Annotated in this window: 16 protein-coding genes; 10 read left to right on the top strand and 6 right to left on the bottom strand. The window is 67.9% G+C overall.

Going from position 1 to position 15,653, the window contains the following annotated elements:
• Positions 1-41: 41 nt before the first annotated feature.
• From EV649_RS13390 to EV649_RS13380, 3 genes are read right to left on the bottom strand one after another with little or no spacing between them, the layout of a single operon-like run.
• Positions 42-1,346 carry an extracellular solute-binding protein gene (locus EV649_RS13390; RefSeq protein WP_130383770.1) on the bottom strand — a complete coding sequence of 435 codons (1,305 nt, stop codon included), beginning with the start codon at positions 1,344-1,346 and terminating at the stop codon, positions 42-44.
• Positions 1,347-1,359: 13 nt separating this feature from the next.
• Positions 1,360-2,268, bottom strand: coding sequence for a carbohydrate ABC transporter permease (locus tag EV649_RS13385; protein WP_241998173.1), 909 nt, complete (start codon positions 2,266-2,268; stop codon positions 1,360-1,362).
• Positions 2,249-3,151: a sugar ABC transporter permease gene (locus EV649_RS13380; RefSeq protein WP_241998172.1), complete on the bottom strand. Its 903-nt coding sequence runs from the start codon at positions 3,149-3,151 to the stop codon at positions 2,249-2,251. The genes EV649_RS13385 and EV649_RS13380 overlap by 20 nt, the downstream gene beginning before the upstream one ends.
• Positions 3,152-3,286: 135 nt before the next feature.
• Here EV649_RS13380 and EV649_RS13375 point away from each other — a divergent pair, with 135 nt between their 5' ends.
• Complete coding sequence (locus EV649_RS13375) at positions 3,287-4,336, top strand: LacI family DNA-binding transcriptional regulator (protein ID WP_241998166.1); 1,050 nt, start codon at positions 3,287-3,289, stop codon at positions 4,334-4,336.
• A 28-nt stretch (positions 4,337-4,364) separates the two neighbouring features.
• Positions 4,365-5,102 carry an alpha/beta hydrolase gene (locus EV649_RS13370; protein WP_130383769.1) on the top strand — a complete coding sequence of 246 codons (738 nt, stop codon included), beginning with the start codon at positions 4,365-4,367 and terminating at the stop codon, positions 5,100-5,102.
• A 39-nt stretch (positions 5,103-5,141) separates the two neighbouring features.
• Here the strand turns inward: EV649_RS13370 and EV649_RS13365 are convergent, their stop codons facing one another.
• On the bottom strand, positions 5,142-5,834 hold the full coding sequence (locus tag EV649_RS13365) for a CHAP domain-containing protein (protein WP_130383768.1): 693 nt from the start codon (positions 5,832-5,834) through the stop codon (positions 5,142-5,144).
• 158 nt (positions 5,835-5,992) lie between these two features.
• Here EV649_RS13365 and EV649_RS13360 point away from each other — a divergent pair, with 158 nt between their 5' ends.
• The gene (locus EV649_RS13360) at positions 5,993-6,652 is read left to right on the top strand and encodes an NBR1-Ig-like domain-containing protein (protein ID WP_241998165.1); all 660 of its coding nucleotides are present in this window, start codon (positions 5,993-5,995) and stop codon (positions 6,650-6,652) included.
• Between the two features lie 52 nt (positions 6,653-6,704).
• Positions 6,705-8,564: an alpha/beta hydrolase gene (locus tag EV649_RS13355; RefSeq protein ID WP_130383766.1), complete on the top strand. Its 1,860-nt coding sequence runs from the start codon at positions 6,705-6,707 to the stop codon at positions 8,562-8,564.
• A gap of 76 nt (positions 8,565-8,640) precedes the next feature.
• Here EV649_RS13355 and EV649_RS13350 read toward each other — a convergent pair whose 3' ends face one another.
• Entirely contained in the window at positions 8,641-9,153 is a 513-nt protein-coding gene (locus EV649_RS13350) for a MarR family transcriptional regulator (RefSeq protein WP_130383765.1), read from the bottom strand.
• Positions 9,154-9,250: 97 nt separating this feature from the next.
• On the opposite strand from EV649_RS13350, the gene EV649_RS13345 reads away from it, so the two are divergent.
• From EV649_RS13345 to EV649_RS13320, 6 genes are all read left to right on the top strand, one after another.
• On the top strand, positions 9,251-10,177 hold the full coding sequence (locus tag EV649_RS13345; protein ID WP_130383764.1) for an ABC transporter ATP-binding protein: 927 nt from the start codon (positions 9,251-9,253) through the stop codon (positions 10,175-10,177).
• Complete coding sequence (locus EV649_RS13340; protein WP_130383763.1) at positions 10,174-11,772, top strand: ABC transporter permease; 1,599 nt, start codon at positions 10,174-10,176, stop codon at positions 11,770-11,772. The genes EV649_RS13345 and EV649_RS13340 overlap by 4 nt, the downstream gene beginning before the upstream one ends.
• Before the next feature lie 95 nt (positions 11,773-11,867).
• Positions 11,868-12,245: a PPOX class F420-dependent oxidoreductase gene (locus EV649_RS13335; RefSeq protein ID WP_241998163.1), complete on the top strand. Its 378-nt coding sequence runs from the start codon at positions 11,868-11,870 to the stop codon at positions 12,243-12,245.
• Entirely contained in the window at positions 12,238-13,431 is a 1,194-nt protein-coding gene (gene cbiE / locus EV649_RS13330) for a precorrin-6y C5,15-methyltransferase (decarboxylating) subunit CbiE (RefSeq protein WP_130383761.1), read from the top strand. Before EV649_RS13335 ends, cbiE begins: the two co-directional genes overlap by 8 nt.
• Complete coding sequence (cobM, locus tag EV649_RS13325) at positions 13,428-14,168, top strand: precorrin-4 C(11)-methyltransferase (protein WP_130383760.1); 741 nt, start codon at positions 13,428-13,430, stop codon at positions 14,166-14,168. Before cbiE ends, cobM begins: the two co-directional genes overlap by 4 nt.
• A complete protein-coding gene (locus tag EV649_RS13320) occupies positions 14,165-14,908 on the top strand; it encodes a cobalt-precorrin-6A reductase (RefSeq protein WP_130383759.1) in 744 nt (247 codons plus the stop codon). The genes cobM and EV649_RS13320 overlap by 4 nt, the downstream gene beginning before the upstream one ends.
• Here the strand turns inward: EV649_RS13320 and EV649_RS13315 are convergent.
• Positions 14,869-15,636, bottom strand: coding sequence for a TetR/AcrR family transcriptional regulator (locus tag EV649_RS13315; RefSeq protein WP_241998161.1), 768 nt, complete (start codon positions 15,634-15,636; stop codon positions 14,869-14,871). The two genes, EV649_RS13320 and EV649_RS13315, sit on opposite strands and share 40 nt — an antisense overlap.
• Positions 15,637-15,653: the final 17 nt, after the last annotated feature.

Below are 15,653 nucleotides of genomic sequence, written 5' to 3'. Positions count from 1 at the left end.
CGGCCACCGCACCCGCCGCTTGGCGGGTGCGGTGTTCTGACTCAGCCGCCTTGCTTGATCAGTCCGTTGATCTTGTCGATGTACGCCGGGAGGTCGCTGATCGGCTTCTTGCCGCTCAGGATCGGTTGGTAGTTGGCGGTCGTCAGGTCGCCGACCTGCTGCGCCCACTGGGTGGTGAAGCGGTTGCCGACCGTCTTCTCGGCCGCCAGGTCAGCCTTGACCGTGTCGACGACGGTGGTCTGCTGCGCCTTGGTGAGGGCGTCGAAGTAGCTCGTCTGGGCGGGCGTGTACGCCGGCGGCGCGACCGGGGAGGCCGGCAGTACGGCGTCCCAGACCTTGGTGTTGATGTACTCGAGCACCTTGAACGTCGCGTCCTGGTCCTTGGTGTACTGCGGCGTGCAGATCCCGACCGAGTCGGCAATAGTGGTCGGCGTCTGCACCTGCGGGAACGGCGCGAACCCGTACTTGATCTTCGGCTTGTCGGTCTGGAATCCGGCCGCCAGCCACTGCCCGCCGAACGTCATCGGCACCTTGCCGGCCGAGAACAGCGACTGCACGTTCGCCGCGTCGTACCCGGGCGGCGCCACCGACCCGTTCTTGATCGCGGCGACCAGCTTCTCGACGCCTTCCGTGTACTTCTCGTCGGCCTCGGCCTTCGTCGGGTGGTTGACGTTGTCGGTGAACGGCGCGCCACCCGCCGACACGGAGTACATGCTCATCGTGAACGGTCCGTCGGCGGACGTCAGCTGATCGGCGACGAGTCCGTACTTCGCGCCGTTCTTTCCGGCCAGCTTGGCGGCGTCGGCGTACATCTCGTCCCACGTCCAGCCGGCCTTCGGCAGCGGCAGGCCGGCCGCGGTGAAGGCGTCGGCGTTGTACCAGACGCCGTACGTGTTCATCAGCGACGGCAGACCGCCCATCTGGCCGTCGGCGGTCTTCCAGTTCTCCATCGCGGACGGGACGAACTTGTCGGCCGTGAAGTCGCCGTCGGCGTTCTTGATCTTGTCGGCCCAGTCGACCAGCAAACCCTGGGAGGTGTACTGCTGCTCGGTGTCGTTGCCGCACCAGAACAGGTCCGGCAGCTTCTTCGCCTGGGTCAGCGAGGCGAGCTTGTCGCCGAAGTTGCCGGCCGGGGTGTCGAGTAGCTGGACGGTGATGTTGTCGTCCTTGAAGTCGGCCAGCGCCTTCTTGATCGCGGCGTTGGTCTCCGCCGACTCCCACGTCATCACGGTGACGGTGACCGGCCCGCCGCTGGAGCCGCCGGAGTCGGAGCCGCCGCCGCTGCAGGCTGTTGCCGTCAGCAACCCGGCACACGCCAGGGCCGTCACAACTGATGTTCTCTTCACAGGAATGTCCCCTCTATTTCTGGTTCGTGCTGCCGAGAGCGCCGAGGCCCTGGATGAAGTAGCGCTGCGCGGCGAAGAAGATGATGAGCGGCGGCAGCATGTAGAGCAGGTTGGTGGCCATGTAGTAGCTCCAGTCCGGCGTCTTGCCGGCGAACGGGGAGATGAACGACGCCATACCCACCGACAACGGCCACTTGCCGGACGAGTACAGGTAGACCAGGGGGTTCAGGAAGTCGTTCCAGGACGCCTGGAAGGCCAGGATCGCCATTGTCAGCCAGGCCGGCCGGGTCAACGGCAGCATCACGCTGACGAAGATCCGCAGGTGCCCGGCGCCGTCGATCTTCGCCGCCTCGTCGATGGAGTACGGGATGGCCAGGAAGTACTGCCTGGCCAGGAAGATGAACAACGGGTTCCCGCCGAGGAACGCCGGGACGATCAGCGGCAGCCAGGTGTCGTACCAGCCGATGCTCTTGTACATCTGGAACAACGGGATCAGCCCGACCACACCCGGCAGCAGCATGCTGCCGACGAACAGGTAGAACCACAGCTTGCGCCCGGGGAACCGCAACCGGGCCAGCGCGTAGCCGGCCATCATCGCGGTCATCACGCCGCCGAGCACGCTGAGCGTGGTGATGATCATCGAATTCAGGAACAGCCGCGGGAAGTGGATCGTCTCCGGGCCCTTGATGAAGTTGCTCCAGTGGAACTCGTGCGGCAGCAGCTTGGGCGGGATGTCGAACACCGCGGTCCGGCTCTTCAGGCCGATCGTGATCATCCACAGCAGCGGTACGACCATCACCGCGCAGATGAACAACGCGACGACGTACCACGACGTCGTACCGACCAGACGCGACTTCTTCTTCGGCGGGGGCACGATCTGCGCCGTATCGGGCAAGGCGGCTTCAGTCTGAAGTGCTGTCACTGTATGTCCAGAGCGAGGAGAACTTCGCGGTCAGGGCGATCACGGCGATGATGATGATGAACAGCACCCACACCTGCGCGGACGCGTACCCGAGCTGCGGGATCCGGCCCAGGGTGGGGAAGCCGTTGTTGTAGATCGAGAGCATCAGCACGTTGGTGCTGAATCCCGGTCCACCGCCGGTCAGGATCTTCGGCTGGTTGAACGTCTGCAACGCGGCCGTGGTCTGCAGGATCACCTGCAGGAGCACGATCGGGCTGATCATCGGCAACGTGATCCGGAAGAACACCGACCACGGGCCGGCACCGTCCACCCGAGCCGCCTCGTACAGTTCGGTCGGCACCGACTGCAGCGCGGCCAGGAAGATGATCATCGTCCCGCCGACGCCCCACAGCATCACCAGCACCACGGAGGGCATCGCCGTACTCGGGCCTTGCAACCACAGGCTCGTCGGCAGGCCGAGCCGGTCGAGGATCGTGTTCAGCAACCCGACCTGTGGATCGAGCATGAACTTCCAGAGCGTGATCGTCGCGACGGCCGGCAGCACGACCGGCAGGTACGCCAGGGTGCGGACGATCCGTACGCCGGCGAAGCGCTGGTTGCAGAACATCGCGAGCGCCAGGCCGAGGATCAGCGACAACGGGACATAGAGCAACACCAGGTAGCCGGTCGCCCGCAACGCCGGCCAGAACGCCGGGTCGGTGGTGAACAGCCTCCGGAAGTTGCCGAGGCCAACGAACACCGGGTCGGTCAACCCGTTGTACTTCGTCAGCGCGAGATAGAACGATCGAATCAGCGGATACCCCACGAAGACCAGGAACCCGATCACCGCGGGTGCGATGAACAGGTACGCCGCCTTCACGTCGGAGCCGGCGTTCCGGCTCATCCCACCCCGGCGGCTTCGCCTCTTGGTGGTCGATCCGCCTAAAGAGACTGAATTCATCCGGCCTCCTGGACGGTAACGTTTCCAACGTTTTACTGTTGGGTGACGATGCCGTGTCGTGAAAAGGAAGTCAACCCCGTGTCCGAAACGTTTCCAAGCCAGCCAGAGGTCAGCCGGCCGACGATGATCGACGTCGCCCGGCGGGCCGGTGTGGGCCTCGGCACGGTGTCGCGTGTGGTGAACGGTGGCCATGGCGTCCGCGACGAGACCGCGCAGCGAGTCCGGGCCGCGATCGACGAGCTCGGGTTCCAGCGCAACGAGGTGGCCCGGGCGCTCCGGCCGGGCAAGAAGTCGACCAGTCTCGCGCTGGTGCTCGGCGACCTGACCAACCCGTTCTACGCGAGCATCGCGAAGGCGTCGCTCGAAGTCGCCGGGCAGTCCGGCTTCGCCGTCGTACTGGGCAGTGTGGACGAGGACCCGGAGGGCGAGAAGCGGGCCATCCAGGAGCTGGTCAGCCGGCAGGTGGCCGGTCTGATGATCGTGCCCGACCAGGGCGATCACGCGTTCCTGCAGGGCGCCGGCGTACCGGTCGTGTTCGTCGACCGCCCGGCGACCGGGATCGACGCGGACATCGTGATGGTCGACAACGAGGGCGGCGGCCGGATCGCGGCCGAACACCTGCTGGAGCAGGGCCACGAGCGGATCGCGATCATCCTTGCCCCGTCGTACTACACGATCGGGCGTCGCCTGCGCGGGTTCCGGCGCGCACATCGGGCCGCGGGGATCGAGGTCGACGAGTCGCTGGTCATCCAGCTCCCCGAGGGCAACGCGGAGGCCGCGGAGAAGGCGACCCGCGAGGTGATGCTGCGGACCGATCCACCCACCGCGATCTTCTCCTCGACGAACTTCCTCACCGAAGGTGTGCTGCGTGCTCTTGGTGAGCTCGGCCGGGAGCCCGCAGTGGTTGGGTTCGACGACTTCCGGCTCGCCGACATGCTGCCGACGCCGGTCACGGTCGTTGCCTCCGACATCGCCGAGCTCGGCCGTAGTGCGGCGCGGCTGTTGCTCGATCGCGCGTCGGGTGCGGACACCCGTCCGCCGCAACGGATCGTGCTGCCGTGCGCACTGATCGAGCGCGGATCGGGGGAGCGGCCGCCGGGTTCTGCTGGGAAGAGAAGCAGTCGTTGACGGCCGGCCGCGCGGGTAGGGTCGCCGCGTGCACTACGAATCCTTCGGTACGGGACGGCCGATCGTCTTCCTGCCCGGCTGGGGCGGCGCGAACGGCGAAGGCCGCGACGTCCACGAGCCGGTGTTCGAGGGACGTCCGGGATGGCGCCGGATCTACATCGACCCGCCGGGCACCGGGCAGTCGCCCGCCGTACCGTCGATCACCGACCAGGACGGCATGCTCTCGGCGATCGCGGAACTGATCGACGAACTGGTCGACGATGAACCGTTCGCTCTCGCGGGTACGTCGGCCGGCGGACTGCACGCCCGCGGCATCGTGAAGCGCGACCCGGCCCGCGTTCTCGGTCTGCTGTTGCGCGTGCCGGGAATCGTCGTCGACCGCACGAAGCGGACGTTGCCGACGGAGGAGGACCTGATCAAGACGGCGGCGTACCAAGAAGCCTGGACGGACAAGCAGCGCCGCTACTACGACCCGGCCGAAGCGCAGGCGGACCTCGAGTTCCTGGGCCGCATCCAGGGCGACGTCGCGACGTACGCGCTGCGCGAGGACCCGGCCGCGCGCTTCGAAGGGCCGACGCTGATCGTGACCGGCCGGCAGGACACGATGACGGGCTATGCCGACGCCTGGCCGATCCTCGAGGACTATCCCCGGGCCACGTACGCCGTCCTGGACCAGGAGGGCCACGACCTGCCGGTGCAACGGGTGGGTCTGTATCGCGCGCTCGTGGCTGACTGGCTGGAAAGGATCGAGCACCCGGACGCGTGAGGGGCGGAACGCGCGTCCGGGCGCTCGTCTAGGGGAGGGTCAGAAGTTCGGCCAGGCCCAGCCGAGGTAGTTGTTGAAGTAGGGCAGCGCGCGGGTGCCGATCGCGCCGCTGACGCTGGTGGCCCAGAACGTGCCGTCGCCCTTGGCTACTCCGACATGGCCGTAGGCGCTGATGTTCCAGAAGACCAGGGCGCCCTTCGGCGGGTTCAGATCGCCGCGGTGTGCGGCGCCACGGGCCACGGCGTCGTTCCAGTCGGCGATGGCCGAGGCCCAGATACCGGTCTTCCCGTACGAGTTCTCGGCGGCCATCTCGCAGTACCCCTGGAAGGCGGTCGACCCGCTGCGTGCGGCGTACCAGGCGACGGCCTTGTCGGCGCGCGGGTTGCTCGTGCACAGCGGCGCGACCAGGCCGCTGCTGCCGGTGTTGACGTAGGCGTCGGTGATGAAGCCCTTGCCGGGGATGTGGTCCCAGATCAGGCTGCGGCCGAACTTGCCGGTCACCGGCTCGCCGTAGATCTGGCAGTCGATCTCGACGGCTCCGTCCGGCTGGGTGCCGACCGAGCCGAAGCTGGTCGCGTTGCCGGACCGGATGGTGACGCCGGCGCCGCTGTCGGTGACAACGGTTCCGGTGGCGGCACTGGCCGGGAGGACACCGGTGCCGACGAGGGCGGCGCCGCTGAGCAGGGCGACGGCAGTGAGACGGGACGTGATGCGCATGAGGGCGGTACGCATGGTGGTGTTCCCTTCTGGAGTTGTACTCGCAGGGAACCAAAAAGTGACGGCGTTGTCGCAGTGGGCAACGGAGCTGATTCACTGCGGTTTGGTACTTTATGTAGATAAGTGACGGCGAGAGCGGAGAGTGCGCCGTGCGCCCAGCCCAGGCTCGGTACGTGATCGGAGCGCGCATGCGCGAGCTGCGCGAGGCCGCCGGGGTGGCCTTGACCCGTGCCGCCTCCGAATCCGGCTGGGACAAGGGGCATCTGTCCCGGGTCGAGCGCGGCCACACCAAGCCGAGCCGCGAGCTGATCGAGTGGTACGACGACTCGTTCGGAGCGAACCAGGCGCTGGTCAACCAGCTGATGGAACTCGACGCCGCCGTACGTGCCGGCCGGGACATGTCGCAGCGGGACATGCGCCGGCATGTGCAACCGGTGCTGCTCGGTGGATCCGTGCCGATCGATCATCACCCCGACGACCGGGCCGAACTGGTGGGGGAGACGGTGCCTGACGGTACGCGGGTGTGCCGGGAGCAGGTGTTCGAGAAGACCTGGGAGCTCCGCAACAGCGGCGAACGCCCGTGGCACAACCGCTACCTCACCCGCCAAGGCGCCGCCGGCGCGCCGGGATGGCTGAGGTCACCGGCGCGCGAGCGGGTGCCCGACGCCGGGCCGGGCGACGTCGTGACGGTGCGGATGACCTTGCGGGCGCCGTCCCAGGTCGGCGCGTCGACGGCGTACTTCAAGATCACCGACGCAGCCGGTCGGCTCTACTACCCGGGCCTCGAGTCACCACCGATCTTCTGCACGATCTTCACCGCGTACGAGCTCTGACGATAGGTTTGCCTGCATTCCTGATCCCCGCCCGGATACACGGAGTTCGCAGATGATGAGATCTCGCACGATCGCCCTGGCCCTCGCCACGCTGCTCGTCGTACCGCAGCTGGCCGTCGGCACCGCCGACGCGGTGCACCCGTCGAGGGGACCGGTGGATCCGCCGGTGCCCGCCATTCCGCAGAAGTACCTCGACCAGCCGGTCAACTGGTCGGTCTGCTCGTTCGACGCCGCGGTCAAGCGCCTGTACCCGCAAGCGCCGACCACCAACTGCGCTACGGTCACCGTCCCGATGGACTGGGCGCACCCGGACGCGCACCCGGACGTTAAGGTGGCGATCTCCTACAGCAAGGCCACCGGTACCTCGAAGGGCCTGATGACCACGAACCCGGGCGGACCGGGTGGCGCGGGCCTGACGCTGTCCGCGTCGCTCGCGGTCGAGAAGCCGCAGCTGTTCAGCGACTTCGACCTGCTCGGGTTCGACCCGCGCGGCTTCGGTCAGAGCACGCCGCTGCAGTGCATTACCACGACCGAGAAGCTGAACGCGTTGCCGGTGACGCCGGACTACAAGGAGCGCACCAAGCTGACCCATCAGGTCGAGGTGGCCGAGGCGAAGCTGCAGGCCGAGGCGTGCGCGGCGACCGAGTTCGGCCGGTTCGTCAGCAGCCAGCAGACCGTGTACGACATGGAGTTCCTGCGGGCGCTGCTGAAGGCCCGCCAGCTGAACTTCATCGGCTACAGCTACGGGACCTGGCTCGGCGGCTGGTACGCCGACGCGTACCCGGAGCGGGTCGGCCGGTTCGTGCTCGACTCGAACATGGACTGGACCCACACGCAGTGGGAGAACATGAACTTCGACCCGTTCTCCGGCCAGCGGCGGCGGGACACCCAGCTCATCCCGTGGATCGCCCGGCACGCCGACATGATCCAGGGGCTCGGGTCGACGCCGAAGCAGGTGACCGCGAAGTACGACCAGGTCCGAGCCGACCTGGTGAAGCTGGTGAAGGCCGGCGCCAGTAGTGTCCGCGGCGACAACCTGGACGGCATGATCTACAGCGCGCAGTACGGCAACGTGCGCTTCATCCGGGCCACCGTCGACATCCTCGTGCACGACGAGTACGTGAAGGACCCGTCGGCGTCCGGTGAGGTCGAGCTGCGGCACGTCGACCGCGCGTGGGCCCGGATCTCGCCTGAACTGCAGGCCTTCGACACTCTCGCCGCGATTCGCGCCCGGTACGGCGTGACACCCGCGGCCACGTCCGCGGCAGCCGCCGCGGTGCGTGTCGACTCGGCCCGGTCGGTCATTGCGGACGCCTGGGCGACTGCGGCCAGGTCGAGCGGTGACGCGACCGTCAACCTCGGCGCGATCAGTACGACGGTCCGCTGCAACGACACCGCGTTCAGCCACGACCCGGGGTACTACCTGCGCGAGGCCGACAAGATGGCGCGCAAGTACAGCTTCTTCGGCTATCTGAACGGCGTACCGATGTGCGCGTTCTGGCCGTACCCGCCGCAGGACCGCAAGGTCGACCTTGTGGGCTCGCCGCGAATCCTGATGGTGCAGGACGAGCTGGACCCGGCGACGGCGTACGAGGGTGCGCTGCGGACCCATGAGGGCACCGCCAAGGCGACCCGGTTCGTTGCCATCGACGACGAAGGTCAGCACGGGCAGTACGTCGGCTCGCCGTCGGCCTGTGTGGAGGAGATCGGCGACCGGTTCGTGTTCGCCGGCGAGCTACCCGGCAAGGACCAGGTCTGCGGGACGTCACCGCTACCCGCCGAGCTGTCGGTCTACCCGGTCGACGGCCCGGTCGACGGCAACGCCGTACACCTGCCGAAGTCGAAGCAGCCGCGGGTGAACCCGATCCTGCAGCAGAGCCTCGACGCGGTGGCGAACAGCACTCTCCGCTGACCGGAGACACCCAATGGGGGCCTTGGACAAGCAATAGCCTGTGCAAGGTCCCCGTTGCCTGTGCGCAGTACGGCGCTCAGCGGTCGGGCGTGTCGTACTCCGCGGCGATTTCGGCGTCCAGTTCGGCTTTGCGTTTTACCCAGCGTTCGGTGAGGCCTTTCACCTCTTCGCTGATGAAGTCGATGAAGGCCAGGGAGATGCGGATGCGGTGGTGGGCGTCGGTGCCTTCGCCGGCGGCGTCGAGGACCTTGCGGAGGGATTCGGACCAGCGCACCAGCGAGGCGTCCTCGCTCATCATCGTCTGGTACCAGGCGTCGTCCTGCACGACGTACACATCGCGGCGACTGCCGGGCTCGCGCTCACGGGTCGCCAGGCGCAGCTGCAGCAGATAGTTGACCGCGCCGGAGACCGCGGCGGGGCTCGCCTGCAGCTGGTCGGACAGTTCGGCGGCCGTCATCCGACCGTCCACGCTGGACAGGATCGCGGCGAACACCCGGGCGGCCATCCGCGGCCAGCCGGTCTCGGCCAGCAGGTTGCCGAACTGCTCGGTGTATCGCCGGACCGCGTCGTCGTCTCGAAGTGCACTCACCGCCCCATCATCCCCTTTGGGTCACTCGATTACCTGACTTGTGAGAAACGTGTTAGCAAGATTCACAAACTTCTGAATGAAGTGTACGTTATGAATCATGACATCAGCCATCGTGGTCTCTGGACTGCACAAGTCGTACGGAAGTACGCACGCCCTCGACGGTCTCGACCTTGAGGTCGCGACCGGTGAGGTGCATGGCTTCCTCGGGCCGAACGGCGCCGGGAAGTCCACCACCATCCGCGTCCTGCTCGGACTGCTGCGCGGTGACGCCGGTGATGTCTCGCTGCTCGGCGGGGACCCGTGGGGCGACGCCGCGAAGCTGCACCGGCGGCTGGCGTACGTCCCGGGCGACGTGAACCTGTGGCCGAACCTGACCGGCGGCGAGGTGATCGACCTGCTCGGCCGGCTCCGTGGCGGGCTGGACGAGAAGAAGCGCGACGAGCTGCTGCGCAGGTTCGACCTCGACCCGACCAAGAAGGGCCGGACGTACTCCAAGGGCAACCGGCAGAAGGTCGCCCTGGTCGCCGCTCTCGCGAGTGACGTCGAGCTGCTGATCCTGGACGAGCCCACGTCCGGTCTGGACCCGCTGATGGAGGAGGTGTTCCGGCAGTGCATCGAGGAGGAGCGTCAGCGCGACCGCACCGTGCTGCTGTCGAGCCACATCCTGTCCGAGGTCGAGGCCCTGTGTGACCGGATCAGCATCATCCGCCGCGGCAAGGTGGTCGAGACCGGCACGCTGGCCGACCTGCGCCACCTCACGCGTACGTCGATCCACGCGGAGCTGGCCGGGTCGCCGAACGGCCTCGCGCAGCTGCCGGGGATCCACGACCTCGACGTCCAGGGCAACCGGGTCCGCCTCGAGGTGGACACCGCCCAGCTCGAGGCCGTGATGCGGCAGCTGTCCGCGAGCGGGATCACGAGCCTGGTGGCGCAGCCGCCGACGCTCGAGGAGCTGTTCCTGCGGCACTACGAGGACGACGTACCTGCCCAGGATTCACAGGAGCCTGAGGCGGCCGTCCGATGAACGACTTCGTCGGTACCGGGACGCTGGTGCGGCTCGCGCTACGCCGGGACCGGATCCTGATCCCGATCTGGATCGTCGTGTTCGTGATGACGGCCGCCGGCTCGGCCAAGGCGACGATGGACCTGTACACGGACCCCAAGGCGCTGGTCGACGCGGCTCGGACGTCCAACGCGTCACCCGCGCTGGTCTCGCTGTACGGGCGGATCTTCGACGAGTCCTCGCTCGGGGAGGTCTCGCTGTTCAAGCTCACCGCATTCGGCGCGCTCCTGGTCGCGTTGCTCGGCGGAATGCTCGTCGTACGGCACACCCGCAGCGAGGAGGAGTCCGGGCGGCTCGAGCTGCTGAGTGCCGGCGTACTCGGTCGGTACGCCGCTCTGACCTCCGCACTGATCGTGTCCGGGGCGACTGTGATCGTGCTCGGGCTGCTGACCGCGCTGTCGCTGATGGGCAGTGGCTTGGACACGAAGGGGTCGTTCGCATTCGGGTTGATGTGGGCGGCAGCCGGACTGTCGTTCGCCGGTGTGGCTGCGGTGACCTCGCAGGTCACTGAGAGTGCGAGGGCTGCGAACGGACTGACAGCAGTCGTGCTGGGCATGGCGTACGTACTGCGCGCCATCGGCGACTCGTCCGCAGACGGCAGCACGCAGTGGGTCTCGTGGCTGTCACCGATCGGCTGGTCGCAGCAGGTCCGTGCGTACGCCGGTGACCGCTGGGCCGTACTACTGGTGCCGCTGGTGTTCCTCGCCGTACTGATCGCAGCAGCGACCGCACTGATCGGCCGGCGCGACCTGGGGGCTGGTCTGGTGCGGCCACGTCCCGGACCGCCCCGGGCGGCCAAGTCATTGCGCTCCCCGCTCGCGTTGGCCTGGCGGCTGCACCGGGGCTCGTTACTCGCCTGGGGTTTCGCGTTCCTGCTGCTGGGTCTGCTGGTCGGCAACATCGCCAGCAACGTCGACGGGTTCGTCACCAGTGACAGCGCGAAGGAGATGGTGCAGAAGCTCGGTGGAGTGGAGGGCATCACGGATGCGTTCCTGGCGACCGAGATGGGCATGGTCGGGCTGCTGGCGTCGGCGTTCGGGATTCAGGCGGCGTTGCGACTGCGGTCGGAGGAGACCGCGCTGCGGGCCGAGCCGTTGCTGGCGACCGGTGTCTCTCGAGCGCAGTGGCTGGCGAGTCATGTGCTGATGGCGCTGCTCGGCACGGGCGTACTGATCCTGGTCGCCGGACTGGGCTCCGGGATCTCGAGTGGTGCGTCGCTCGGCAACGTCGGCCGTCAGGTGCCGCGGATGCTCGCCGCAGCCGCCGTACAGCTGCCTGCGATCTGGTTGGTGACCGCGCTGGTCGTCATCCTGTTCGGGTTCGCGCCCAAGCTGGTGACCGGCGGGTGGGCGCTGTACGGCGTGTTCCTGCTGATCGGTCAGTTCGGCGAGATCTTCAACCTGCCGCAGTGGATGATCAACCTCAGCCCGTACGGCCACACGCCGCGGCTGCCGGGCGGTGACTTCTCCGTCGCACCGGTGCTCTGGCTGACTGCGATCGCCGCAGCGCTCACGATCACCGGCTTCGCCACGTTCCGTCGCCGCGACATCGGCTGACGTTTCGGCTGACCATGATCAGCGCTGGTCTGAGGGGTCCAGCGCTCACAGGCCCGCCCGGTGCCTCACCGGGCGGGCCTGTCTACGATCGCTGGGTGTTCAGTGAGCAGCTGGTTGGGTTCTGGAGCGAGCGGCACCTTTGTGTGCTGAGTACTGTCCGAGCAGACGGGACGGTGCACGCGACGCCGGTCGGGGCGACCTTGGACGCCGAGGTGGGGTTGCTGCGGGTGATTTGCTCCGGTACGTCGTACAAGGCCCGAGCGATCCGGCGGCTCGGGGAGGCGGCTGTCGCGGTGACTCAGGTGGACGGCCGGCGCTGGAGCACGATCGAGGGGCGTGCCGTGGTCAGCGACGACCCTGCGCGGGTACACGAGGCCGAACGGCGGTACGCCAAGCGCTACAAGGAGCCACGGGTCAACCCACAACGCGTAGTCATCGAGATCACCGTGACAAAGGTCCTCGGCAATGCCTGACCCCATCACCGTCGTAGGCCTGGGCGCCGACGGCTGGAACGGCCTGTCGACCCCAGCCCGCACAGCCATCGAGCAAGCCGACATCCTCCTAGGCAGCCCCCGCCAACTCGCTCTCATTCCTGAACGAGATGTCTTGCAGGTTCCTTGGCCGTCGCCTTTGTCGGAGGCGCTTCCGCGGTTGCTGGAAGAGCACCGGGGTCGGCGGATCTGTGTGTTGGCCAGTGGTGACCCGACGTTCCACGGCATCGGTACGACGTTGGTCCGGTTGCTCGGCGCTGACGCCGTACGCGTGATCCCGCAGTCGTCGAGCGTCTCGTTGGCGTGTGCGCGGCTCGGCTGGGCACAGGATCAGGTGCAAGTGGTGAGCCTGGTGACCAACCCGGTCGAGCGACTCCACCCGCACCTCCAGCCCGGTCGACGAGTCCTGATCCTCAGTCGAGGCGCCCAGACCCCGGCCGAGGTCGCGGACCTATTGGTTGCCCGCGGCTACGGTTCAAGCGAGTTCACCGTCCTCGAACAGCTCGGCGGCCCAGCCGAACGCGTCCGTACGACGAACGCCACCGACTGGTCCGACGACGTCGCCCCGCTCAACGTCATCGCCGTACTCTGCCCGCCCGACGCCCCCGTCCTCTCGACAGCACCCGGCCTGCCCGACGACGCATACGAGAACGACGGTCAACTGACCAAGCGCGAAGTCCGCGCAGTCACCCTGTCCCGCCTCGCGCCCGTCCCCGGGCAACTGCTCTGGGACATCGGCGGCGGCGCGGGAAGCATCGCGATCGAGTGGTCCCGGCACCATCCGTCCTGCCGTGCGATCGCCGTCGAGCGCGACCCTGACCGCGCGAAACGCCTGGAACGCAACGTTGCCGCGCTTGGTGCGGCGGTGGAGACCGTAGAAGGTGCAGCCCCGGCAGCGCTCGACGGTCTCGAATCGCCGGACGCGATCTTCATCGGCGGGGGAGCGACAGCCGCCGGCATGTTCGACGCCTGCTGGAACGCACTCCGCCCGGGCGGTCGCCTGGTCGCGAACGGCGTCACGTTGGAGACCGAATCCCTGATCGCCCAGTGGTACAAGGCCGTCGGCGGCGACCTCATCCGCCTCGACGTACAACGCGCTTCCGCCATCGGCACCATGACCGGCTGGCGCCCAGCCATGCCTGTAACCATCTGGAGCGTGACGAAGTGACGGTTCACTTCATCGGTGCCGGACCAGGCGCCGCCGACCTGATCACCGTCCGCGGCCGCGACCTGATCGCTTCTTCACCTGTCTGTCTGTACGCCGGTGCACTCGTCCCGGCCGAGCTCCTTGACCACTGCCCGCCCGGCGCCCGCAAGGTCGACACCGCGAACCTGACCCTCGACGAGATCGTCGCCGAACTCGCCACCGCCCACGCCGCCGGCCTCGACGTCGCCCGCCTGCACTCCGGCGACCCGTCCGTCTTCAGCGCGATGGCCGAACAGATGCGCCGCCTCGACACCCTCGAGATCCCGTACGACGTGACGCCCGGCGTACCGGCGTACGCCGCGGCCGCCGCCACTCTCCGCCGTGAGCTGACCGTCCCCGAGGTCGGGCAGACCGTCGTCCTCACCCGGATCGGCGGCAGCGCCAGCGCGATGCCGGCCGGTGAAGACCTCGCGACCCTCGGCGCGAGTCAGGCGACGATCGTTCTGCATCTTGCGGTGCAGCAGATCGACCGCGTCGTCGCGGAACTCGTCCCGAACTACGGCGCGGACTGCCCGGTCGCGGTGGTCGCGCGTGCTTCTCGCGACGACGAGGTCGTCCTGCGCGGCACGCTCGCCGATATCGCGGAGCAGGTGAAGTCTGCGGGCGTTCGCCGTACCGCCGTCATCATCGTCGGAAAGGTGCTGTCGGCAACGGCCTTTCGGGACAGTCATCTCTATTCGGCCGATCGCTCGCGATGAAGGTTCTGCTGCTCGGCGGGACGGGGGAGGCTCGCGAGCTGGCGGGTCTGCTGGCTAAGGCTGGGGTCGAGGTGGTGTCGTCGCTTGCCGGGCGGACCGCCGATGCGCGGGTGCCGGTTGGTGAGGTTCGGGTTGGTGGGTTCGGTGGGGTGGGCGGGCTTGCGGGCTGGTTGCGGGAGCATCGGGTTGATGCGGTGATCGATGCGACGCATCCGTTCGCGGCGAACATCACCGCTAATGCGGTCGCTGCGACGCGGGAGGTCGGTACGCCGCTGCTCGTGCTGCGGCGACCGGGATGGGCCCCGGAGCCTGGCGACAATTGGCATTGGGTCGACAGCGCTTCCGGTGCTGCTGAGTTGCTGCCGGGGCTGGGGACTCGGGTGTTTCTCACGGTCGGCCGGCAGGGGCTCGATGCCTTCGCTGGTACCGGGCTGAGGACGCTCGCTCGGTGCGTCGATCCGCCCGAGCCTCGTCCCACCTGGTGCACGCTGATCCTTGCCCGCGGCCCCTTCACTGTCGCCGACGAGGAGACGATCCTCCGCGACCACGGCATCGACGTACTGGTCACCAAGGACAGTGGCGGCCCCGCCACAACCGCCAAACTCACCGCAGCCCGCCGACTCGCAATCCCTGTAGTAGTGATCCACCGCCCAGCCCTACCCGCGGGGCCTGAGGTGGTCGAGACGGTCGCGGAGGCCGTTCAGTGGGTAATGCGAGCGAGCCACTCACCGAGCACGTGACGCTCGCCTTCGGTCAGCATCTCAAGCTCCGGCAACCGCGCCCGCAGCGCATTCGCAGCCGTCACCACCCCCGCATCCGCCCGCGCCCTGTCATCCGCGGTCTCGTGGTGTGCTGGGTCTGTTGTGATTGCCGTGATCAAGGCGTTGAACATGGCATCTGCCAGCCGTGGATCCCGGCTCTCCTCCGGGACGGCTAGCAGTGCTAGTACGGCGCCTGAACCGGCCGCCTGTACCAGTTCCGCGGCCAGGCCCTCGTCGACGCGCAACCGTCCGGCGGCCGCGATATTGCGGATCCGGGTTCGCAGGATCGCCAACCCGGCCTCGGCTGCAGCGGGGCGCCGGCCCGGCTGCGTGTCGGCATGCATCAGCAGGAAGAGTGCCGGATTCGCCAGCCCGAACCCGATGTGCAGGTCCCATCCCGCGCGGAGGTCCGTGATCGGGTCTGCCGTCGGATCGAGCGGTGGTTTGTCCGCGAGGTACGTCGAGAACCCGTACTCGAGCACCGCCGCGAGCAGCCCGTCCTTGTCGCCGAACAGCCGGTAGATCGTCGGCGCCTGCGTACCCGCCGCAGTCGCGACCGCCCGCGTCGATACAGCGTCCCGCCCACCCGCCGCGAGCAGCCTGGCAGCAACCTCGACGATGTGCGCCCGCATCCGATCCCGCCCACTTACACCGTCGCCGCTGGTGATCGGGTCGCCTGGCGTCTCGTCGGTTTGCAGCTCGTCCACGCGCCAACGGTAGCGGT

The sequence above is a fragment of the Kribbella sp. VKM Ac-2569 genome (genome assembly GCF_004216905.1).
GTDB lineage: Bacteria > Actinomycetota > Actinomycetes > Propionibacteriales > Kribbellaceae > Kribbella.
The sequence above is the reverse complement of the archived record's forward strand: the minus strand, read 5'-3'. Positions and strand labels throughout refer to the sequence as shown.